Below are 19,853 nucleotides of genomic sequence, written 5' to 3'. Positions count from 1 at the left end.
CCCGCTGAAGTTCCCGCCGAAAGTGGACCCGGTGACGAGGGGGATGCCAACGGGGCCGGCGGGCCGCGGCTCGGCAGGGGGAGACGAGCCGCGATCACGGCCCGCACGCCGGGGAGTGCGTGGATCCGGCTGTGCGGGACATGCCAAACCTGTCAGATGTCCACCGGTAATCACAAGACTACTCGTTAAGCCGTTCGGGTGAATTCTTGCGACGGAGATAACGGTACGCAATGCATTGCACCCGCTGACCTGCTTGTTGGCAGCCCACCTGTTGTTCGAGTGACGGCGTTACTGTCCGGTAACGCACTCTCCGTAGAACGCCGTTCAACGTGGGACTCCCGGCCGGTGCGGTGGTCCGTTCTGGCAGGCTGTGCCCATGGCCGAACTCGGGACGTTGGTGCTGCTGCGGCACGGGCAGAGCACGTGGAACGCGGAAAACCTGTTCACCGGCTGGGTGGACGTACCTCTTTCGGAGACCGGGGAGCGGGAAGCCCGCCAGGGCGGGCAGCTGCTGGCCGAGGCCGGGCTGCTGCCGGACGTGGTGCACACCTCCCTGCTGCGCCGGGCGATCGGCACGGCGAACCTGGCCCTCGACGCCGCCGACCGGCATTGGATCCCGGTCAAGCGCGACTGGCGGCTCAACGAGCGGCACTACGGTGCGCTGCAGGGCAAGAACAAGAAGCAGACCCTCGACGAGTTCGGCGAAGAGCAGTTCATGCTCTGGCGCCGTTCCTACGACACCCCGCCGCCGCCGATCGACCCGGCCGACGAGTACAGCCAGGCCGGCGACGCGCGCTACGCGGATCTCGGCTCCGCGGCGCCGCTCACCGAATGCCTGAAGGACGTCGTCGCGCGGCTGCTCCCGTACTGGGAATCGGCGATCGTGCCGGACCTGCGCGCCGGGCGCACGGTGCTGGTCGCCGCGCACGGCAACTCGCTGCGTGCCCTGGTCAAACACCTGGACGGGATCTCCGACGACGACATCGCCGGCCTCAACATCCCGACCGGCATCCCGCTGCGCTACGACCTGACCGCCGAGCTGAAGCCGGTCAAGACGGGCGGCGAGTACCTCGACCCCGAGGCGGCGAAAGAAGCCGCCGCCGCCGTCGCGAACCAGGGCCGCTGACCGCCACCCCCGAAGCCGTGAAGGACCCCTTCACGGACTGCGGAGGTCCGTGAAGGGACCCTTCACGGACTCTGAGTCCAGGGTGTCGGCAATGTCGGCGTGAAGGGGCCCTTCACGGACTCAGAGTCTGTGAAGGGCCCCTTCACAGACCCGGGACAGGTCTGGCGCACAGCGCGAGGTGGTCGCACAGCCGATGATCACGCGGCAGCCACGGCTCTCTCTCTGCACGGGTCCCGACCAGCTTTGCCGGAACCCCGGAACCCCGGAACCAGAGTCCGTGAAGGACCCCTTCACGGCGTTGCGTTGACCACCTGCATCGCGGAGACCTTCCAGTCCGCGCCCTGGCGGACCAGGTCCAGCTTGACCGGCAGGCGACGGTCCTGGGTGCCGTTCGTACCGGCGGCCTGGTTGGAGACGAGGGCGCCGAACAGCGCGCTTGCCTTCGTACCGTCCGGGCTCACCTCGGATACGGCGGCGACGGACAGCGGGTTCACCGTGGTCGTCGTGCCGCTCGCGCGGAGGTGGGACAGGGTTTCGTCGCGGCTGCTGCGGAACTGGGTCAGCAGGGGTTCCGCGGCCACGGTCTCGTAGCGATCGTAGACGGCGTCGGCGTTCTTCGCGTCCACGGTCAGCAGCACCTGGCCGTCTCGCTGCGCGGCGGCGACCACCTGATCCCGCGTGGTGGCCGGGCCCAGCCCGGGGCCGTCCGGCTGGACCAGCGGGCCGCGCGGGTCGAAGTCCAGATCCTGCAGGACCCAATGGCCGTTGCCCGGTACGGCGGTCAGGACCATTACGGCCGTAGCCGAATTCTGCTTTCCGTCCGGAGTGGTGCTGTGCTGCGCGACCACTGCGAGCACCTTGGCCCGCCCGGGGTGCAGCTCGGCGAGCCCGGTTTCGAGCACCTGCGTCTTCGTGGTCACCGGACTGGTGCGGACCTCGGCGAAGGTCTGGTCGAACTGGGTCCGGGCGGCGCCGGTGAGGTACTCCTGCTCGGTCATGGCCACCTCGTCCGGCTTGGCGGAGTCGTAGCTGAACGCCTTCTCCACCGCCTGCTTGACGCCGTCCACCGCGGCGGTGCTCTCCCCGGCGTTCACGAACGCCAGATTGGTCACCTTCGGCGCGTCCGCGGGTGCACCGATGTTCCCGCTGCTGCAGCCGGCCGTGAGCAGGACGGCGGCGAGGCTTGCTGTTGCGGCGCGCCTCACAGAAGACCTGCTTCCCGGGCTCGCGTGCCCGCCTGGAACCGCGAGGTCGCGCCGAGCGCCGACATCAGCTCCGCGACGCGGCGGCGGTAAGTGCGCAGCCCGACGCCCATCGAGCGCGCTGCCGCCTCGTCCGTGCGGCCGGACGAGAGCAGGTCGAGCAGCTGCGGGGTGTACATCTGGCCGGCGCGCACCCCGGACTGGGCCAACGGGCTTCGCATGCCGCGCAGGTCGTTCGCGGCGCAGATCACCTTGCCGGCGTGCGTGAAAAAGTGCCCGGCGCGGTCGAACGGCTCGTGCTCGTCGGCGAGCGTGAAGGCGTCTTGGACTTGGGTCACGGCTTCCAGTGTCCAAGCTCCCACAGAGGCCTGCCATCACCCGGGTCGGCAGCTCGCAGAGAGTCCGTCAAGGGGCCCTCCACAGACTCAGAGTCCGTGAAGGGCCCCTTCACAGCAGGTCGGTCCCGCCCGGAAGCCCGGGGGAGGGCCACGCTGGAGGGCCGGTGAAGATCCGCCGGGAAGGTCTCGGCCGGGTGAACGGGGCCTGACACCGGGACGAACATGTCCCTCGCAGGTGTCACCCGCCTCACGACCAGGCTTCCCGGACTAGGCCAAAAGGCGACCGGGATGCTTACGATTCTTGTGTGACCACGCCTGTTGCCCTGCTGACGGCCATCGGCGCCCTTGTCGTCGGCGCGGTCGCCGGCTATCTGGTGGCCCGGAGGCGGGCCCGGCGGGAAGCGGCCCGGCCTGCCGGGCCGACCGTCGCCGAACTCCTGATGCGGCTGATCCGATCCTCGAACAACGGCGTCGTGGTGCTCAACCGGTTCGGTGACCTGGTGCTGCACAACCCGCGGGCCTTCGAATTGGGCCTGGTCCGGGTCAGCCAGGCCGATCCGCGCGCCCGTAAAGCGGCCGAGCAGGTGGTGGAGACCGACGAGCCGATGGAGGTGGACCTCTCCCCGCTGGAGAGCCGCGGCCGCCGCCAGCCGGAGGCGGTGCTCGGCGAGGTCCGCCCGCTCGGCGACGGATTCACCGTGGTGGAGGCGGTGGACCACTCCGAGGCCATCCGGCTGGAGGCGGTGCGGCGCGATTTCGTCGCGAACGTCAGCCACGAACTCAAAACGCCGGTCGGCGCGATCGCCCTGCTCACCGAGGCGGTGCTGGACGCGGCCGAGGACGTGACCGAGGTCCGGCGGTTCGGCGGCAAGATCCTGCGCGAGTCCACCCGGCTCGGCCAGCTCGTCACCGAGCTGATCGCGCTTTCGCGCCTACAGGGCGCCGAACGTCTGCCGGACCTCAACGTGGTCGAGGTCGACGCGGTCGTGCGCGAGGCACTCGGCCGCACCACGCTGTCGGCGGAATCGGCGGAGATCACCATCACCACCGACGCGGCCAGCGGCCTGCTCGTCGAGGGCGACCGCACGCTGCTGGTGACCGCGCTGTCGAACCTGCTGGAGAACGCCGTGGCGTACTCGCAGCCCGGCAGCCCGGTGTCCATCTCCCGGCGCCTCGGCGACGGGATGGTGGAGATCGCGGTCACCGACCGCGGCATCGGCATCGCCGAGGACGAGCAGCAACGCGTGTTCGAGCGGTTCTACCGCGCGGACAAGGCGCGTTCGCGGGCCACCGGCGGGACCGGGCTCGGGCTGGCGATCGTGAAACACGTCGCGGCCAACCACGGTGGTTCGGTCGGCCTGTGGAGCCGATCGGGCACCGGGTCGACGTTCACCCTGCGTATTCCGGCGCACGTGCGGCCGGAACCGGCCGAAACCGGCCGTGGCGTGAAGCAGCCCGCCGCGGCGAAACAGCCGGACAAGACCCCCGAGCGGACAACCCGGCTCGTGGCAACCGGGCAGGAGATCTCCGGCCCAGACCGTGGAGGAAACCTGTGACGAGGGTTCTCATAGTCGAGGATGAAGAGTCCTTCGCCGACCCGCTCGCCTTCTTGCTGCGCAAGGAAGGCTTCACCGCGGCAGTGGCCGGCACCGGCCAGCAGGCGCTGGAAGAGTTCGATCGCAACGGCGCGGACATCGTGCTGCTCGACCTGATGCTGCCCGGGATGAGCGGCACCGACGTGTGCAAGCAGCTGCGGCAGCGGTCCGCGGTCCCGGTGATCATGGTGACCGCGCGGGACAGCGAGATCGACAAGGTGGTCGGGCTCGAACTCGGCGCGGACGACTACGTGACCAAGCCGTACTCGGCGCGAGAGCTGATCGCCCGCGTGCGTGCGGTGCTGCGCCGTGGCGGCGAGCCCGGCACGGACGGCGAGCTGGCCCCGCTGGTGCTGTCCGCCGGCCCGGTGCGGATGGACGTCGAACGGCACGTGGTGACCGTGGACGGCGCCGAGGTCTCCTTGCCGCTCAAGGAGTTCGACCTGCTGGAGTACCTGCTGCGCAATGTCGGCCGGGTGCTCACCCGCGGCCAGCTGATCGACCGGGTGTGGGGCGCGGACTACGTCGGCGACACCAAGACCCTCGACGTGCACGTCAAGCGGCTGCGCTCGAAGATCGAGCCGGATCCGGGGTCCCCGCGGCACCTGGTCACCGTGCGCGGCCTCGGCTACAAGTTCGAGACCTGAGCCCGCCTCCGGCCGAGACCCTGAAGGCTGTGAAGGGGCCCTTCACGGACTCAGAGTCCGTGAAGGGCCCCTTCACAGCCTTGCTGCCCCGGCGTGTCCACGTGGATCGCGAGCGTGACCGTCCGGGCAAAGCCGCCGGTGGGGCGGCCAGAGCGGGCGATACTGGGCCGTTCCGGTGACTATTTCGATCCGAGTGGTGTTGGTTACAGTTTCGAGACCTGGCAGTGGGACCGGTACGCTGGTTCCTCGTGCGCCTAGGGGTCCTCGACGTCGGTTCGAACACCGTCCACCTGCTGGTGGTCGACGCGCATCGTGGTGCGCATCCGACCCCGATGCACTCGGAGAAGTCCGTGCTGCGGCTGGCGGAGCAGATCACCCGGGCCGGCGACCTCAGCCGTTCCGGTGAAGAAGAGCTGATCCGCGCGGTCGACTCGGCCCGCGCCTCCGCGGTCCGGCTCGGCTGCGAGGACGTGCTGGCGTTCGCGACCTCCGCGGTGCGCGAGGCGAAGAACTCGGCGAAAGTGCTGGCCAGAGTGGCCGCCGAGACCGGCGTGGACCTGCGGGTGCTGTCCGGGGTGGACGAAGCCCGGCTGACCTTTCTCGCGGTCCGGCGCTGGTTCGGCTGGTCGGCCGGGCAGCTGCTGGTGCTCGACATCGGCGGCGGATCGCTCGAAGTGGCGATGGGCCGCGACGAGGAGCCCGTGCTCGCCGAATCGCTGCCGCTCGGCGCGGGCCGCATCACCCGGACCCGGTTCCACCGCGATCCGCCCACCCGCTCCGAGGTCGTGGCCACCTCGGCCTGGCTGGAGGACCAGCTCGGCCCGCTGGCCGGGAAGATCGCCCGGGCCGGCCGCCCGGACCGGGTGGTGGCCACCTCGAAGACGTTCCGGTCGCTGGCCCGGCTCACCGGCTCCGCCCCCTCGGCGGCCGGGCCCAGGGTGCGCCGTACGCTCACCGACACCGCGCTGCGCCAGCTCATTTCCTTCGTCTCGCGGATGCCCGCGGCGGATCTGGCGGAACTGGAAGGGGTCAGCCCCAGCCGGTCGCACCAGCTGGTGGCCGGCGCGCTGGTGGCACAGGCCGCGATGCGGGCACTCTCGGTCGGGGAACTGGAGATCTGCCCCTGGGCGCTGCGGGAGGGCGTCATTCTGCGGCGGCTGGACCTGGCGAACGGGACCGACGACACTGGGGCCGTCCGCGCCGGCGTTTCGGCGAACGGGGAGGACCGGTGACAGCAGCTGACTGGACTTGGCTCGCGAAGACCAGGCACGGTGGAGAGGTGACGGACATGTACAGCACGGTGTTCAGTGCGCGCGGCGCCGTATGCGTGCGTGGCCGAGTACGCACAACCAACCCCGAGCGCGCTTTGGACAGCACGGTATGACCGATCAGACCGGCGGCGACCAGCCCCAGAAGACCGTGGCCGAACTGCTCGCCCAGCACGGGCAGCAGGTCGACGGCGGACGGCGACGCAGGCGCAGGGCCGCCGAGGACGAAGAGGAAGCGCCGGAAACCGGCCCGCGCCGGTCCCGGATGACCGACACCGCGCCTCAGGCGATCATCGACCGGGTGACCGCGGACGGCGGCACCCCGCCACCGCCCTCCCGCGGTGGCCGGCGCCGTCCGGAAGGGTCCCGGCCTGCCCCGCAGGAGTCCGGCGTGCACCCGCGCCCGGTGAACGGCCAGCAGGAGTCCGGCGCGTATCCGCGGCCTTCGGTGCCCGGCCCGCCGCAGAGCGAGCCGCGTTCCCGTCCGGCGCCACAGCCGGAGGCCGGGCGCCCGCCCCATCCGCCGATGGAGTCCGGGCAGTACCCGCGCCCGCCTGCCGGTCCGCAGGAGTCCGGCGGCTATCCGCGTCCGCCTGCGCCGCAGGAATCCGGTTACGTGCGCCCGCCTGCCGGTCCGCAGGAATCGGGCGGCTATCCGCGTCCGCCCGCGCCGCAGGAATCCGGCTACGTGCGTCCGCCGGAGACCGGGCAGTTCCCGCCCGCGCCGCAGGAATCCGGCCAGTTGCCGGTACCGCCGCGCCGCCCGCACCCGCCCGCCGCCTCGGCGGAGGAGACCCAGAACCAGCTGTCACCGGTCCGCCGTCCGGCGCCGCCGAACGGCGCGCTGTCGTCCCGATTGGACGGTGCGCCGGAGGCCGAAGCTCCCGAGCAGCCGATGGCCAGCGGTGCGTTCCCCACCCCGGCCCCGCAGCGGCCGCGGCGGGCCCCGGCGCGCCGTCCCGCGCCCAAGTCGGAGCCGCACACCGAGCAGTTCGACGCGGTCACCGGCCCTCCGCCGGAGGCCGAAGCGGCCCCGGCAGAGGAGGCGCGCCCGTCCGGGCTGGCCGGCTGGCGCAAGCGCCGTCAGCAGGAGCAGCTGGAGGACACCGAGGTCGGCGTGATGCCGGTCGTGCCCCCTGCAGCTCCCGAGGAGGGCTACGCCGACGAGGACTACGTCGACGACGAGGGCTATCCGATAGAGGGCGACGAGGCGTACACCGCCGAAGACGGCTACCCGGCCGAGGCGGACGACTACGACGCCGGTCCGCCCACTGCGGGCTACCCGGCTCCCATGCCGTTCGCCCCGGGCGGCAAGGACGAACAGCTCGACGACCTCTCCGAGTACGAGGCAGAGTTCGCCGATTCCGCGTACGCCGAGGGCAGCCCGGACTTCGAGAGTGACGACGGCTACGCCTACGACGAGGAGTACGAGGACGAAGAAGCCCGCGGGGAAGCCGCAGCCGAGGAGCCCGCGGCCGAGGCGGAAGCCGTCTCGACGGCGTCTCCCGGCAAGCAGTGGCTGACTCTCGCCGGGCAGCTCGCACTCGGCGTCATCGGCGGTGCCGGAGTCTGGCTCGGCTTCAACTGGCTGTGGGTCAACCTCGCGCCCGCCGCGCTGGTCGGCGCGCTGCTGGTGATCGTCGCGCTGGTGTGGATCGTGCGGAAGATCCGCCGGGCGGAGGATCTGCAGACCACGCTGCTGGCGATCCTCGTCGGGCTGGTGGTCACGGTGTCCCCGGCGGCCCTGCTGCTGGTGGCCAAGTAACCGCCTGCCGGCGCGGACAGGGCAGGATGGGCCCGTGAGCGCCGCGGAGAAGCCGGTACCGGTCGGGCTGAGTACTGCCTCGGTCTGGCCGTTGCGGGCCGGTGCCGCGTTCGAGCTGGCCGCCGACCTCGGCTACGACGGGGTCGAGGTGATGGTCTGGGCGGACCCGGTCAGCCAGGATGTCGCCGCGGTCCGCAAGCAGGCGGAACGCACCGGGATGCCGGTGCTGTCGGTGCATTCGCCGTCGCTGCTGATCACCCAGCGGGTCTGGTCGCCGGACCCGGAGGTGCGGCTGCGCAGGTCCGTGGACGCGGCTGTGGAGCTGGGGGCGCGCACCGTGGTGGTGCACCCGCCGTTCCGCTGGCAGCGTCGCTACGGCGACGCGTTCCCCGATCTGGTGGCCGAACTGGAGGAGACCAGCGGGGTCGAGGTCGCGGTCGAGAACATGTTCAAGGTGCGCCCGCCGGGCGGCTCGCGCGAGGCCCGGGTGTCCGCGTTCCGGCCGTCGATCGACCCGACCGACGTGGGGTTCCGGCACTACACACTGGACCTGTCACACACCGCGGCGGCCCGGATGGACGCGCTCGCGCTGGCCGACCGGATGGCCGGTGGGCTCAGTCACGTGCACCTCGCGGACGGCACCGGGGTGCCCAAGGACGAGCACCTCATTCCCGGACACGGCGGGCAGCCGTGCGCGGAACTGCTGGAAAAGCTGGTCCGCGACGGGTTCGGCGGGCAGGTCGTGCTCGAAGTGAACACCCGGCACGCCGCCGGCGCGGCCACCCGGGCGAAGGCGCTGGCCGAAGCGCTGCTGTTCGCCCGGTTGCACCTGGGGCAGTGACCGCACTGTGATCTTGCTCGGCTTTCCGGGCGGTAACCGGTCTTTTCGTCTGCTCCGCCCCGGACCGGAAAGATAGGGTGCCGGACGTGAAACCGTTGCGTTCGTCGACTTCCGGCCTCCCCGGATTCCGCCCCGCGCGCCGTCCCGCCGTGGCCGGGCGTCCGTGACCGCGGCCGACGACACCGAGACCGCGTTCGAGGCGGCCACCGCGGTCCGGTCGCTGGGGGATGGCACCTTCACCGCGACCCTGCGCGCGGAATGGGCGATCGGCTCCCACCCGCACGGCGGATTCCTGGTCGTGGTGCTCGCCCGCGCCGCCGCCGCCGTGCTGCGGGAACGGGGCGAGGCCACGGTCGACCCGCTCGCGGTGAGCGCCGAGTTCCTGCACGCGCCCGCGCTCGGCCCGGTGCTGCTGCGCACCGACGTGCGCAAGGTGGGCCGCCACGCGACGGTGGTGGCGGTGTCCCTGGAACAGCGCGGCCGCAGCTGTGTGGAGGCGCGGGTGACGACCGGCCGGTTGCCGATGCGCCGTCCGGAGTGGACGGAGTCGCCGCACCTGCCCGCGGAACCGCCGCCGGGCGCGCCCGCGCTCGGCGGGGAGCTCTCCGAGAGCCCGTTCCACCTGGCCAAGAGCTGCGACGTGCGAATCGATCCGGGTATGGCGGGCTTCCTCACCGGGCGCACCGGCGATCCGCCTCGGCTGGGGCTGTGGGCCCGGCCGCGGGCCGGTGCGGTGGACGTTCACTTCGCGCTGCTCGCCGGCGATCTCAACCCGCCGGTGGTGGCCAACCTCGGGCACCGCGGCTGGGCGCCCGCCGTGCAGCTGAGCGCGTTGCTGCGGACCCGGCCCGCTCCGGGCTGGCTGCGCATCTTCGTCGAATCGCGGTCGGTGCACGAACCGTGGTTCGACTCCGACGCCACGGTCGTGGACGCGCAGGGCAGGCTCGTCGCCCAGGTCCGCCAGCTCGCGCTCGCCCCGGCCCCGCGCGGCTGAACGCCGTTTGGCACGCTGGCGGCATGACTGTCATCGCGCTGCTGGGAGCCGGAAAGATCGGGGAAGCCCTGCTGTCGGGCCTGCTGAAGGGCGGTCACGCGCCGGGTGACCTGCTCTTCACCGAGCGGTACGAGGACCGGGCGCGGGAGCTGGAGACCCGGTACCCGGGCATGCGCGCGGTCACCGTCGAGGACGCGGCGAAGCGAGCGGACGTGCTCGTGGTCGCGGTCAAGCCGCAGGACATCGAGCCGGTGCTGGCCGAGCTGGCGCCGCTGCTCGGGCCGTCGTCGCTGGTGGTCTCGCTGTGCGCGGGCCTGCCGACGGTGCTCTACGAACGCAGTCTCGCCGAGGGCGTGCCGGTGGTGCGGGTGATGCCGAACACGCCGATGCTGGTCGGCGAGGCAATGAGCGCGATCTCCCCGGGGCGGTACGCGACCGCGGCGCACGTGGCCGTGGTGAAGGAGCTGCTTTCGCACGTCGGGCAGGTCGTGGAGGTGCCGGAGAAGCAGCAGGACGCGGTGACCGCGCTGTCCGGCTCCGGGCCGGCGTACTTCTTCTACCTGGTCGAGGCCATGATCGACGCCGGGATCCTGCTCGGCCTGCCGCGGGCGCTGGCCGGGCAGCTGATCATCCAGTCCGCGGTCGGCGCGGCGAAGATGCTCGCCGAGGGCGAGGACCACCCGGTGCTGCTGCGTGAAGCGGTCACCTCGCCCGCGGGCACCACCATCAACGGCATCCGGGAGCTGGAGAAGCACGGCGTGCGGGCGGCCCTGCTGGACGCGATCGAGGCCGCGCGCGACCGCTCCGTCGAGCTCGGCCGCGAACACGAGCACTGAGCAAATCGGGCGAACCGGACGGTGCCTGGTCCGTCCGGGTATCGCGAACCCGCAGGTGCAGGCCCATCCTGGTGACAGGCGTCGCACGGGTCCCACCTGTCCCGCTACTCTCGACGGAGCACGTGCGTGTCGATACCACAGGTGGGGAAGCCTCGTGGCGCGACACGTGTCGAAGGACGCGGTGATCATGTCGCCTGGCAAGAAGGAGGAGCTGCCCTCGGTCGGGCAGGTCCAGTTTTTGACCGTAGCCGAAGTGGCCACGCTGATGCGGGTCTCCAAGATGACCGTGTACCGGCTGGTGCATTCCGGTGAGCTGCCCGCGGTTCGGGTGGGCAAGTCGTTCCGGGTGCCGGAGAAGGCGGTGCACGAGTACCTGCAGGGCGCCTATTACGACGTCGGCTGACGTCGGGGCAAGCCGCCTCCGCCCGCTCGCGGGCGGTGGGGTGCGCTCGCGCCCGCCGGGCCGGGGGCAAACCATGCCCGCCGACCGGCCCGTGCCGGGGCGCGGGTAACCTGGAAGACCGCTCGTGCCTGTGCGCTCCACCCGTTGGACGCTGCGCCGGGCAGCGTGACCGACGACAACTGAGGAGCGCCCATGGGTTCCGTGATCAAGAAGCGCCGCAAGCGCATGTCCAAGAAGAAGCACCGCAAGCTGCTGCGCCGCACGCGAGTGCAGCGGCGCAAGGCCGGCAAGTGAGCCGGTTCGCCGTGTGAGGTCCGTGGCCCGTCCAGTCTCTGGACGGGCCACGTCCGTGTTACGGGCAACCTCGCCTGTTCGGGTGAGGTGCGCGCCGCACTCCGGGCATCCCTTGTAAAAACCGGGTAATACCTGGTCGGCGGGCCGGGAAGGGCCGGTAACATGGCCGGTGCCGCCGCGCGATGCTTCCAGTGAGTGCAGGTTCGCGCGCTGCGGGCGAGCGCGGTCCCCTCCTGTACCGGCCCCGTTGTCCCAGCGCACCGCTGTCGATCAGGGAGTCCCATGGCCTCGAACATCGTGCTCGTCACCGGGGTCTCCGACGACCTCGGTGGCAGGCTGCTCGCCCGGCTCGGCACCGCCCCGGAGTTCGAGCGGGTGATCGGGGTGGACACCGCGCCGCCGGCCAAGGAAGTGCTGCGGCGGATGGGCCGGGCCGAGTTCGTGCGTGCCGACATCCGCAATCCGCTCATCGCGAAGGTGATCAGCAGCGCCGGCGTGGACACCGTCGTGCACACCTCGTGCACCGCGCACCCGGCCGGGCCGAGCCGTCGTTCGGCGGTCAAGGAAGTGAACGTGATCGGCACCATGCGGCTGCTCGCGGCCTGCCAGCGGGCGCCGAAGGTGCGCAAGCTGGTGGTGAAGTCCACTGCCGCGGTGTACGGCGCGGGGGCGCGTTCGCAGGCCGTGTTCACCGAGGACTCGGAGCTGATCCCAGCGTCGTCCAGTGGGTACGCGAAGGACGCGGTGGAGATGGAGGGCTACGTACGCGGTCTGATGCGGCGTCGGCCGGATATCAGCGTCACGCTCGCCCGCTTCGCGAACATCATCGGCCCTGAGGTCGACACTGTGCTGGCGCGTTACTTCGCGCTGCCGGTCGTGCCCACGGTCTTCGGCTACGACGCGCGGCTGCAGCTGCTGCACGGCGCCGACGCGCTGTCGGTGATGGAGCAGGCGACGCTGGAGGACAAGCCGGGCGTGTTCAACGTGGCCGCCGACGGCGTGCTCACGGTCTCGCAGGCGATCCGCCGCGCCGGGCGGATCGGGCTGCCGATGCCGGGTTCGGTGGTGCCCTCGGTCGGCCGGCTGCTGCGTGGCGCCCACGTGGTCGACTTCTCCGCCGATCAGCTGCGGCTGCTGAACTTCGGCCGCGTCGTGGACATCACCAAGCTCAAGAAGGAATTCGGCTACACCCCCCGTTGGAGCACCCGCGAGGCGTTCGACGACTACGTGGCCGGCCGCGGCCTGCGCCCGGTGGTCGACGGCGGACGGCTCGCCGGTCTGGCCGGCAAGGTGCTGGTGGCCGCCGTCACCGGGCAGGCCGGCCGATGAATCGCGCGACCAGGCCCGGAAGTGAGGCGTATCCCGTGAACGGTGCCGAGGCACAGGTCATCCCGCTGCACGCGCACGGCCGCGAGAAGCCGGCAGCGTCGGAGCCGCCTGCCGCAGAGCCGTCCGCCGCGGCGCCGGTCGTCGCGTTCCCCGCGGCCACCGCGCCGTCGCCGGAGCCCGACCCGTTGCCGGATGCGGTGCGCGAGGCGCTCGCTTTCCTGCGGCACCGGCTCACCGGCGACTACCCGGTGGACGAGTTCGGCTTCGATGCGGAGCTGACCGAGACGCTGTTACTGCCGCCGTTGCGCGCGCTGTACGAGAAGTGGTTCCGTGTGGACACCTTCGGCGTCGAGCACCTGCCCACCGCGGGCGGTGCGCTGCTGGTGTCCAACCACTCCGGCACGGTGCCGCTGGACGCGCTGATGACCATGGTCGCCGTGCACGACGAGACCCGCGGCAGGCATCTGCGCGGGCTGGGCGCCGATCTGGTGTTCAAGCTTCCGCTGGTCGGCTCGCTCGCCCGCAAGTCCGGGCAGACGCTGGCCTGCAACGCCGATGCCGAGCGGCTGCTGTCCGGCGGCGAGCTGGTCGGCGTGTGGCCGGAGGGCTTCAAGGGCATCGGCAAGCCGTTCTCCGCGCGGTACAAGCTGCAGCGCTTCGGCCGCGGCGGGTTCGTGTCCGCGGCGATGCGCGCGGGGGTGCCGATCGTTCCGGTGTCGGTGGTCGGGGCCGAGGAGATCTACCCCAAGATCGGGGATCTCCGGCTGCTGGCCCGGCTGCTCGGCCTGCCCTACTTCCCGATCACCCCGTTTTTCCCGCTGTTCGGCCCGTTCGGTGTGGTACCGCTGCCGACGAAGTGGACCATCGAGTTCGGCGAGCCGGTCCGCACCGACGAGTACGGCCCGGACGCGGCGGACGACCCGATGCTCGTGTTCACCCTGACCGATCAGGTCCGGGAGTCGATCCAGCACACGCTCTACCGCAGGCTTTCCCGGCGCCGCAGCGTGTTCCGCGGCTGAGCGGGCGGTCAGCCCGGCACGCGCCAGCCCCGCCACACCGAGCGGCGGCACCGCTGCGGCTCGTCCCCGACGCTGACGAACAGCGCGGTGAGCAGGGGGACGCCGTGCTTGAGCGTGTCGCGGGGCAGTGGGCCGTTCGCGACCAGTGACACCAGCCCGTGGGCGATGGCCCAGGTCTGCGTGGCCAGCTCCAGCGCGTCCACCTGCTCGCGGTACCGGCCCGCCTGCCGTCCGCGAGCGGCGGCCTGCACCAGGTATTCCAGCGTGTCGTCGGCGGCTTTGGCGTTCTCGAGGGCGAAGTTCGCGTCGAACATGACCCGGTACAGGTCGGGGTGATCGAGTGCGTTGCCGAGGTAGGCCGACACCAGCGCGGTGAGATCGCGTACCGGATCGGCGGTCGGCCGGACTTCGGCCAGCCGACCGGCCAGCCGGGTGAAACCCTCCTGGCGCAAGGCTTTCCACAGCCCGTCCATGCCGCCGAAGTGGGTGTAGACGGCCATTGTGGACACGTTCGTGCCGGCCACGAGCGACCGCAGGGTGAGCGGTGCGCGGGTGCGCAGCAGCTGTGCCGCCCGTTCGATCAGCCGGGTGCGCACCGCCGGATCGCTCGTTCTCGCCATGGGCGAATTCTATAGCATATTTATGCTATAGAATGGTCGGGTCAGGTGTTTCGCGGAAGGAGTTCAGCAATGGCCGTCACTCTGGTCAGCCCGGGCGGGTTGCCGAAGGTCGATCTCTACCGGCAGGTGTCCGTCGGCACCGGTTCGCGGTTCGTGTTCGTGGCCGGTCAGGTGGCCTGCGATGCGGACGGCAAGCTGGTTGGCGAAGGCGATTTCGCCGCGCAGGTCGAGCAGTGCTACCTCAATGTCGCCACCGCACTGGCGGAGGCCGGCGCGAAGTTCTCCGATGTGGTGCGGTTGACCTGCTATCTCGTCGACTGGACGCCGGACAAGATGAGCGGGTTCCAGGAAGGGCTGGAGCGTGCCGCGGCGAAGCTGGGGTACCTGCCGCAGGCGCCGTTCACCGGGATCGGGGTGGCGGCGCTGGCCGAGCCGGGTCTGCTGGTGGAACTCGAGGCCACCGCGATCCTGGACTGAGCCGTGAAGGGGCCCTTCACAGACTCTGAGTCCGTGGAGGGCCCCTTCACGGACCTCCACACCGACTTTGCCGACACCCTGGACTCAGAGTCCGTGAAGGACTCCTTCACAGACTCGCGTGATCGGGTCAGCGGCGGCGGTAGGCGATTCCGGCTGCCACGGCGCCGGCCAGTGCGCCGGCGCCGAGTACCGAGGGCACGCCGATGCGGGCGGCCTTGCGGCCGGTGCGGAAGTCGCGGATCTCCCAGCCACGGGCGCGGGCCACGTCGCGCAGTCCGCTGTCCGGGTTGACCGCCACCGCGGTGCCCACCACCGACAGCATCGGCACATCGTTCTGGGAGTCCGAGTAAGCCGCGCAGCGCTTGAGGTTCAGGCCTTCGCGCGCGGCGAGCGCGCGGACCGCGTGTGCCTTGGCCCGGCCGTGCAGCATGTCGCCGACGAGCCGCCCGGTGTACACGCCGTCCTCGGTCTCCGCGACCGTGCCGAGCGCGCCGGTGAGGCCGAGCCTGCGGGAGATGATCGAGGCCAGTTCGATCGGGGTGGCGGTGACCAGCCACACCCGCTGCCCGGCGTCGAGGTGCATCTGGGCGAGCGCGCGGGTGCCGGACCAGATCTTGTCCGCCATCAGCTCGTCGTAGATCTCCTCGCTGATCGTGGTGAGCTCCTCCACCGTGCGACCGGCCACAAAGGACAGTGCGCGCTCGCGGTGGGACTTGATGTCGGCCTTGTTCTCCCGGCCGCCGATCCGGAACTTCACCTGCTGCCAGACGAAACCGGCGAGGTCGGCGGAGGTGAAGAACTTGCGTGCGGCCAGCCCGCGGGCGAAGTGGAAGATCGACGCGCCCATCATCATGGTGTTGTCCACGTCGAAGAAGGCGGCCGCGGTGAGGTCGGGCGGGGCAGGCGGCGCGGGCGGCTCGGCGACCGTGGTCGCGGCCTGCGCCGACGCCTCGCCCGCGAGCGTGGCGAGCCGCTCCAGCTCTTGACTCTTATCCTTGCCACGCCAAGCTGACACGCACACCGCCTCCACGTTCGGCCAAGCCCCGGCGCGCCGGGAGAGCCGGGTCCTGCTGCACAGGGTAGCGATCGCGCGAGTCACCCGTTGGAGATGTGGCCGGAGCCTCCCTCCGGTCCGGGCGGGTTCAGCCGATCACGATCGGGGGCAGCCCGGGCAGCAGCGGCGGGATCGAGACGACCGGTGGCCGCGTCGTGGCCGGAGCCGGTATCCGCGGCGAGGTCGGCGCGGTGATCGGCGGCGGTACGGCCGAGTGCGGCGGGCGGCTCGGCACACTGCCGGTCGACGGTGCCGGCGGGCTCGTGACCGCGAGATCCGGCTTGGCCGGAGCGGTCGGGGCCGGCGCGGCGGATGTCCGCGGTGCGAGGGGAACCGGCGCCAGGCTGCCGAGTGCGGGACCACCGGACGGCTCGGGTTGCGGGGTGCACGGGCCGGTCGCCGGAAGCAGGCCCAGCTCGTCGGTTCTGCCGGTGGTGATCAGGTAGCAGCTGAGCCGCGAGCCGAGCGCGGTGGTGCGCTCCCGGACCTGCGCCAGCAAGCCATGCGCGCCGGCGAAGTCCTTCTGTGCAGCGGCGGGAGCCCGTGCTTGCTCGATGGCCAGCTGCCGGGATTCCGCTTGCGCCCACGACGCGAGTTCGGCCAGCCGCGGCTCGTCGCTGCGCTGTGTGGCGAGCGCCGTGATTTCGCGGGTTCCGGCCTGCACATGGCTGCCGAAGTCGGTGAGCACGCTCTGGTAGACGGTGGGGGAGGCGTCGCTGAGGCGGGCCAGCTCGGCCAGCCGGTCGGCGGCGAATTCCAGATGCTTCCCGGCTTTGCCGGCCTGGTCGAAGGTCAGCCCGAGCGCGGTCGCCTCGCCCGCGCGTTTCAGCTGGTACAGCGTGTCTCCGGGGAGCGCGTCGCGGGACAGCAGCAGGGTCAGCCCGGCCAGGCCGAGCAGGACCACGATCCCGGCCGCGACCAGCTCGGCCACGCGTGGCCTGCGCCGCCGCCGGGGCAGCGGGTTGCCGAGCCGTCCTTCGATCTCCGCACGGATCCGGGCGCGGGTCGGTGGATCCGGCGCACCCGCGGCGCCCAACTCACGAAGTTCGCCGACCAAAGCCAGTTCGTCGGCGAACTCGTCGCCGGGTCGCTGCGCCGCGGTGCCGAGTGCGCGGTCGAACCGCTCGTTCTCGGCCCGCTCGCGCGAAAACCGCCCGGGCACGCCCACGGTGCTGCTCCGTCTCCACCTGCGCCGGCCCTGACCGCCGGTCTGCATGGAAAACGACTAAGAAGACGCGAAAGTTACGCCTGCCCACGATCCGGCAGGGTGTCGGCAAAGTCGGTGTGAGGGGCCCTGCGCAGACCGTGGAGGTCTGTGAAGGGGCCCTTCACGGACTCTGAGTCTGTGAAGGGCCCCTTCACAGCCCGGGACAGGTCCGGCGCACAGCGCGAGGTGGTCGCGCCTCGAATACCTCAGCATCGTGCGTTGCCGGGCGTGATCGACGAAGATGGCAGGCGTCGTCGATGATGACGCGGCCGCCACGGCTCTCTGCTGATCACGGGTCCTCGACCGACTTTGCCGGGCCCCTGACGATCCGGACGGCGATATCGCGCGGGCCGGATCACCGCAGGCCGGTCGGCAGCAGCTGGGCCAGCCTGCGCACGGCGCGGTGCTGGAGTGCCTTGATCGCGCCCTCGTTGCGGTGCATCACCTTCGCCGTCTCGGCGACCGACAGGCCCTGCAGAAACCGCAGCACAATGCATTCGCGCTGGTCCTCGCCGAGTTCGGCAACGCAACGCAGCAGCTCGGCACGGGTGGCGCCGGCGATCGCCTGCTGTTCCGGGCCGGCCTGCGCGGCGGGGCCGCCCGGCTCCGTCACCTCGTCGGTCACCACCTCCAGGCGGAACCGGCTCGACTTGACGTGGTCGAGGATCAGGTTGCGGGTGATCGTGACGAACCACGCGCCGACGTCGCGGCCCTGGTAGCTGACCGAGGTGATCCGGCGCAGGGCCCGCAGGAAGGTCTCGCTCGTGACGTCCTCGGCCAGGTCGCGGTCGCCGAGGCGGAACAGCGCGTAGCGATACACCACGTCCACGTACCGGTCGTAGAGCTGGCCGAACGCCGATGCGTCACCTTTCTGCGCAGCGTCGACCAGCGTCCAGGCTTCGGCCTTGGCGGTCCCGGCCGCGTCCGGCGTCCCAGCCTGGCGGGTCAGCGGCACCGCCGGCGAACCGAGCACACGTCCGGCGAACATCGCGACCGGGCCGCGCCGGCCGGAGAGGGCGATCGGGCGGGCCATCAGGCGGCACCTCCGACGGTCCCAGGTGCGGCGCGGCGGCTGGACGGGCGGGCAGGGGCGAGCCGCACCGCATGCGCCACCACAACCTCGTGGACCGGCAGTTTCGGCATGGTGACCCCCTCGTCGCGGCGCCGGATAGTGATCAACGCCACCCGGCGACGCAGTGCAGCATACGTGTTGTTACCGCTAAGTAGGTAGTGTCCCGGGATAGCGGAAGTGCGACGATCTCGCGGCATCCCCATGACGGGTGAAATGGGCGCGAATCGGCGAACGGACGAGAGGGGCCGGGGTGGATCGGATCAGTACTGCGCACGGTGTCGCCGGGCTGCTCGCCGAGGCAGCCGGCCGGCGGCCGGACCACCTGGCGATCGCCGAAACCGGCACTGAAATCACGCTGACCTGGCGAGAACTCGACCTGGCTGCGCACGCCGCGGCGCGGCAGCTCGTCACCGCCGGTCTTGAACCGGGTGATCGAGTCGTGGTGCGGCTGCCAACCTCGGCCGACTTCGCGGTGGCGTTATTCGCCGTGTTGCGTGCGGGCGGTATCGCGGTCCCCGTGTCGCCACAGGCGCCGTCTCCTGAGCTGCACCAGCTACTCGCGCACAGCGGCGCGCGGTTCGTGTTGGAGCGAGAGCCCGGCGAGGAGCTTCCGGAGGGAATCACGGCCCTGCCGCCGCGCGCCGAAGGCGACGGCGCGCCCGTGGACTTCGGTCGTGTGGGCGAGGACATCGCTGTCATCTCGTACACGTCGGGCACGACTGGCCCACCACGCGGCGTACAGCTGTCGCACCGCGCGCTGCTGGCCAACCTCGACCAGCTAACCCGGGTTGATGGCCAGCTCGAAGCCGGCGACACGTTGCTCGTCTCGATCCCGCTGTTCCACGTCTACGGGCTTGGCCCCGGTTTGCTCCTCGCGACCGCGAAGGCTGCTTCGCTGGTGCTGTCCGAGCGTTTCGAGGCGCGGCGCACATTGGACGACTGCGTGCGGCACGGCGTCACGGCGATTGCCGGCGTACCGACCATGTACAACGAATTCGCCGCTCTCGGTCCGGACGAGCTGCGACGCGGTCTCGCCACGATCCGGGTGATGACGTCCGGCGCCGCACCCCTGCATCCGAAGGTGCTCGCTGCTATCCGCGAAGCCACCGGTTACGACGTGTACGAGGGGTACGGCCTTACTGAATGCGCGCCGGTGGTCACCACGACCATGGTCACCGGGTACCCCAAGCCGGGCTCGGTCGGCGGTCCGCTGCCTGGTGTGGAGCTTCGGCTGGTGGACAGCGACGGCTCCAACGACGAGGCCGGTCTCGACCCGGACGAGATGGCCGACGTGTTCGAGACCGGCGGCGGCACCGGGCTGGTGTCGATCCGCGGCGCCAACCTGTTCTCCGGTTACTGGCCGGACGGCGCGTACGGGCCGGACACGGAGGGCTGGTTCCGTACCGGCGATGTCGGCTACCTCGACTCCGACGGGGATCTGCACCTGGTCGACCGGGCCAACGACCTGATCATCGTGAACGGCTTCAACGTCTTCCCGCACGAGGTCGAAGAAGTGATCTCGCAGCTGCCTGAGGTGGCCGAAGTCGCCGTGGTCGGGGTGGTCGACGAACGCAGCGGCGAGGCGGTGAAGGCGGTCGTCGTGCCTGCCGAGGGCGCGGCGCTGTCGCAGCAGCAGGTGGTGGATCAGTGCGCGGGGCAGCTGGCCGGGTACAAGGTGCCGCACACGGTGGAGTTCGCCGCGCGGTTGCCGCATTCGGCCACTGGGAAGCTGCGGCGGCTCAAGCTTCGGTGAGGCCTATGCTGGC

At 71.2% G+C, this 19,853-nt stretch carries 19 protein-coding genes and 1 pseudogene; 14 read left to right on the top strand and 6 right to left on the bottom strand.

All coding sequences use genetic code 11. The annotated features are described in order from the left end of the window. The first annotated feature begins 376 nt into the window (after nt 1-376). A complete protein-coding gene (locus ATK36_RS14125; protein WP_098511817.1) occupies nt 377-1,126 on the top strand; it encodes a phosphoglyceromutase in 750 nt (249 codons plus the stop codon). Between the two features lie 290 nt (nt 1,127-1,416). Here ATK36_RS14125 and ATK36_RS14120 read toward each other — a convergent pair whose 3' ends face one another. Continuing rightward, the gene (locus tag ATK36_RS14120; protein WP_245914714.1) at nt 1,417-2,331 is read right to left on the bottom strand and encodes a hypothetical protein; all 915 of its coding nucleotides are present in this window, start codon (nt 2,329-2,331) and stop codon (nt 1,417-1,419) included. Further along, a pseudogene (locus ATK36_RS14115) lies at nt 2,328-2,498 on the bottom strand (helix-turn-helix domain-containing protein); the annotation flags it as partial. The pseudogene ATK36_RS14115 and the gene ATK36_RS14120, both read right to left, overlap by 4 nt. A gap of 473 nt (nt 2,499-2,971) precedes the next feature. Here ATK36_RS14115 and ATK36_RS14110 point away from each other — a divergent pair. From ATK36_RS14110 to ATK36_RS14060, 11 genes are all read left to right on the top strand, one after another. After that, nucleotides 2,972-4,222: a sensor histidine kinase gene (locus ATK36_RS14110; protein ID WP_098511815.1), complete on the top strand. Its 1,251-nt coding sequence runs from the start codon at nt 2,972-2,974 to the stop codon at nt 4,220-4,222. Continuing rightward, a complete protein-coding gene (locus ATK36_RS14105; RefSeq protein WP_098511814.1) occupies nt 4,219-4,908 on the top strand; it encodes a response regulator transcription factor in 690 nt (229 codons plus the stop codon). Before ATK36_RS14110 ends, ATK36_RS14105 begins: the two co-directional genes overlap by 4 nt. Nucleotides 4,909-5,156: 248 nt before the next feature. Beyond that, entirely contained in the window at nt 5,157-6,140 is a 984-nt protein-coding gene (locus tag ATK36_RS14100) for a Ppx/GppA family phosphatase (RefSeq protein WP_098514885.1), read from the top strand. A gap of 148 nt (nt 6,141-6,288) precedes the next feature. Further along, nucleotides 6,289-7,941, top strand: coding sequence for a hypothetical protein (locus ATK36_RS14095; protein WP_211291876.1), 1,653 nt, complete (start codon nt 6,289-6,291; stop codon nt 7,939-7,941). Nucleotides 7,942-7,975: 34 nt separating this feature from the next. Then, nucleotides 7,976-8,782 carry a sugar phosphate isomerase/epimerase family protein gene (locus ATK36_RS14090; RefSeq protein ID WP_281259060.1) on the top strand — a complete coding sequence of 269 codons (807 nt, stop codon included), beginning with the start codon at nt 7,976-7,978 and terminating at the stop codon, nt 8,780-8,782. Between the two features lie 163 nt (nt 8,783-8,945). Further along, a complete protein-coding gene (locus tag ATK36_RS14085) occupies nt 8,946-9,776 on the top strand; it encodes a thioesterase family protein (protein WP_098511812.1) in 831 nt (276 codons plus the stop codon). Nucleotides 9,777-9,799: 23 nt separating this feature from the next. Further along, nucleotides 9,800-10,612, top strand: coding sequence for a pyrroline-5-carboxylate reductase (gene proC / locus ATK36_RS14080; protein ID WP_098511811.1), 813 nt, complete (start codon nt 9,800-9,802; stop codon nt 10,610-10,612). A 187-nt stretch (nt 10,613-10,799) separates the two neighbouring features. Further along, nucleotides 10,800-11,015, top strand: coding sequence for a helix-turn-helix domain-containing protein (locus ATK36_RS14075; protein WP_098514882.1), 216 nt, complete (start codon nt 10,800-10,802; stop codon nt 11,013-11,015). A gap of 192 nt (nt 11,016-11,207) precedes the next feature. Further along, on the top strand, nt 11,208-11,309 hold the full coding sequence (locus ATK36_RS14070; protein ID WP_007030867.1) for a 30S ribosomal protein bS22: 102 nt from the start codon (nt 11,208-11,210) through the stop codon (nt 11,307-11,309). 282 nt (nt 11,310-11,591) lie between these two features. Continuing rightward, nucleotides 11,592-12,638, top strand: a complete 1,047-nt coding sequence (locus tag ATK36_RS14065) for an NAD-dependent epimerase/dehydratase family protein (RefSeq protein ID WP_098511809.1) — start codon at nt 11,592-11,594, stop codon at nt 12,636-12,638. After that, nucleotides 12,635-13,657: a lysophospholipid acyltransferase family protein gene (locus ATK36_RS14060; RefSeq protein ID WP_098511808.1), complete on the top strand. Its 1,023-nt coding sequence runs from the start codon at nt 12,635-12,637 to the stop codon at nt 13,655-13,657. Before ATK36_RS14065 ends, ATK36_RS14060 begins: the two co-directional genes overlap by 4 nt. 8 nt (nt 13,658-13,665) lie before the next feature. Here ATK36_RS14060 and ATK36_RS14055 read toward each other — a convergent pair whose 3' ends face one another. Beyond that, on the bottom strand, nt 13,666-14,277 hold the full coding sequence (locus ATK36_RS14055; protein ID WP_098511806.1) for a TetR/AcrR family transcriptional regulator: 612 nt from the start codon (nt 14,275-14,277) through the stop codon (nt 13,666-13,668). Nucleotides 14,278-14,346: 69 nt separating this feature from the next. Here ATK36_RS14055 and ATK36_RS14050 point away from each other — a divergent pair, with 69 nt between their 5' ends. Beyond that, nucleotides 14,347-14,754 (top strand): RidA family protein, encoded by a 408-nt coding sequence (locus ATK36_RS14050; RefSeq protein ID WP_098511805.1) that lies wholly within the window; start codon nt 14,347-14,349, stop codon nt 14,752-14,754. A gap of 127 nt (nt 14,755-14,881) precedes the next feature. On the opposite strand, the gene ATK36_RS14045 is transcribed toward ATK36_RS14050, so the two are convergent. The 3 genes from ATK36_RS14045 to ATK36_RS14035 all read right to left on the bottom strand — a co-directional run bounded on the left by ATK36_RS14045 (nt 14,882) and on the right by ATK36_RS14035 (nt 18,048). Further along, complete coding sequence (locus ATK36_RS14045; protein ID WP_170070015.1) at nt 14,882-15,784, bottom strand: HAD family hydrolase; 903 nt, start codon at nt 15,782-15,784, stop codon at nt 14,882-14,884. A gap of 112 nt (nt 15,785-15,896) precedes the next feature. Then, on the bottom strand, nt 15,897-16,976 hold the full coding sequence (locus tag ATK36_RS14040) for a DUF5667 domain-containing protein (protein ID WP_098511803.1): 1,080 nt from the start codon (nt 16,974-16,976) through the stop codon (nt 15,897-15,899). Between the two features lie 394 nt (nt 16,977-17,370). Next, nucleotides 17,371-18,048, bottom strand: coding sequence for a sigma-70 family RNA polymerase sigma factor (locus ATK36_RS14035; protein ID WP_098511802.1), 678 nt, complete (start codon nt 18,046-18,048; stop codon nt 17,371-17,373). A 289-nt stretch (nt 18,049-18,337) separates the two neighbouring features. Here ATK36_RS14035 and ATK36_RS14030 point away from each other — a divergent pair, with 289 nt between their 5' ends. Next, a complete protein-coding gene (locus tag ATK36_RS14030; protein WP_098511800.1) occupies nt 18,338-19,840 on the top strand; it encodes an AMP-binding protein in 1,503 nt (500 codons plus the stop codon). The last annotated feature ends 13 nt before the right edge of the window (nt 19,841-19,853 follow it).

This window comes from Amycolatopsis sulphurea (assembly GCF_002564045.1).
Classification (GTDB): Bacteria; Actinomycetota; Actinomycetes; order Mycobacteriales; family Pseudonocardiaceae; genus Amycolatopsis; species Amycolatopsis sulphurea.
This window is presented reverse-complemented; position numbering and strand designations above follow the sequence as displayed.

Excerpts from the sequence above, each read along its gene's own strand:
- ATK36_RS14125 (WP_098511817.1), top strand. The coding sequence starts at position 377 with ATGGCCGAACTCGGGACGTTGGTGCTGCTGCGGCACGGGCAGAGCACG.
- ATK36_RS14095 (WP_211291876.1), top strand. The coding sequence starts at position 6,289 with ATGACCGATCAGACCGGCGGCGACCAGCCCCAGAAGACCGTGGCCGAA.
- proC (WP_098511811.1), top strand. The coding sequence starts at position 9,800 with ATGACTGTCATCGCGCTGCTGGGAGCCGGAAAGATCGGGGAAGCCCTG.
- ATK36_RS14075 (WP_098514882.1), top strand. The coding sequence starts at position 10,800 with ATGTCGCCTGGCAAGAAGGAGGAGCTGCCCTCGGTCGGGCAGGTCCAG.
- ATK36_RS14070 (WP_007030867.1), top strand. The coding sequence starts at position 11,208 with ATGGGTTCCGTGATCAAGAAGCGCCGCAAGCGCATGTCCAAGAAGAAG.
- ATK36_RS14065 (WP_098511809.1), top strand. The coding sequence starts at position 11,592 with ATGGCCTCGAACATCGTGCTCGTCACCGGGGTCTCCGACGACCTCGGT.
- ATK36_RS14060 (WP_098511808.1), top strand. The coding sequence starts at position 12,635 with ATGAATCGCGCGACCAGGCCCGGAAGTGAGGCGTATCCCGTGAACGGT.
- ATK36_RS14055 (WP_098511806.1), bottom strand. The coding sequence starts at position 14,277 with ATGGCGAGAACGAGCGATCCGGCGGTGCGCACCCGGCTGATCGAACGG.
- ATK36_RS14050 (WP_098511805.1), top strand. The coding sequence starts at position 14,347 with ATGGCCGTCACTCTGGTCAGCCCGGGCGGGTTGCCGAAGGTCGATCTC.
- ATK36_RS14035 (WP_098511802.1), bottom strand. The coding sequence starts at position 18,048 with ATGGCCCGCCCGATCGCCCTCTCCGGCCGGCGCGGCCCGGTCGCGATG.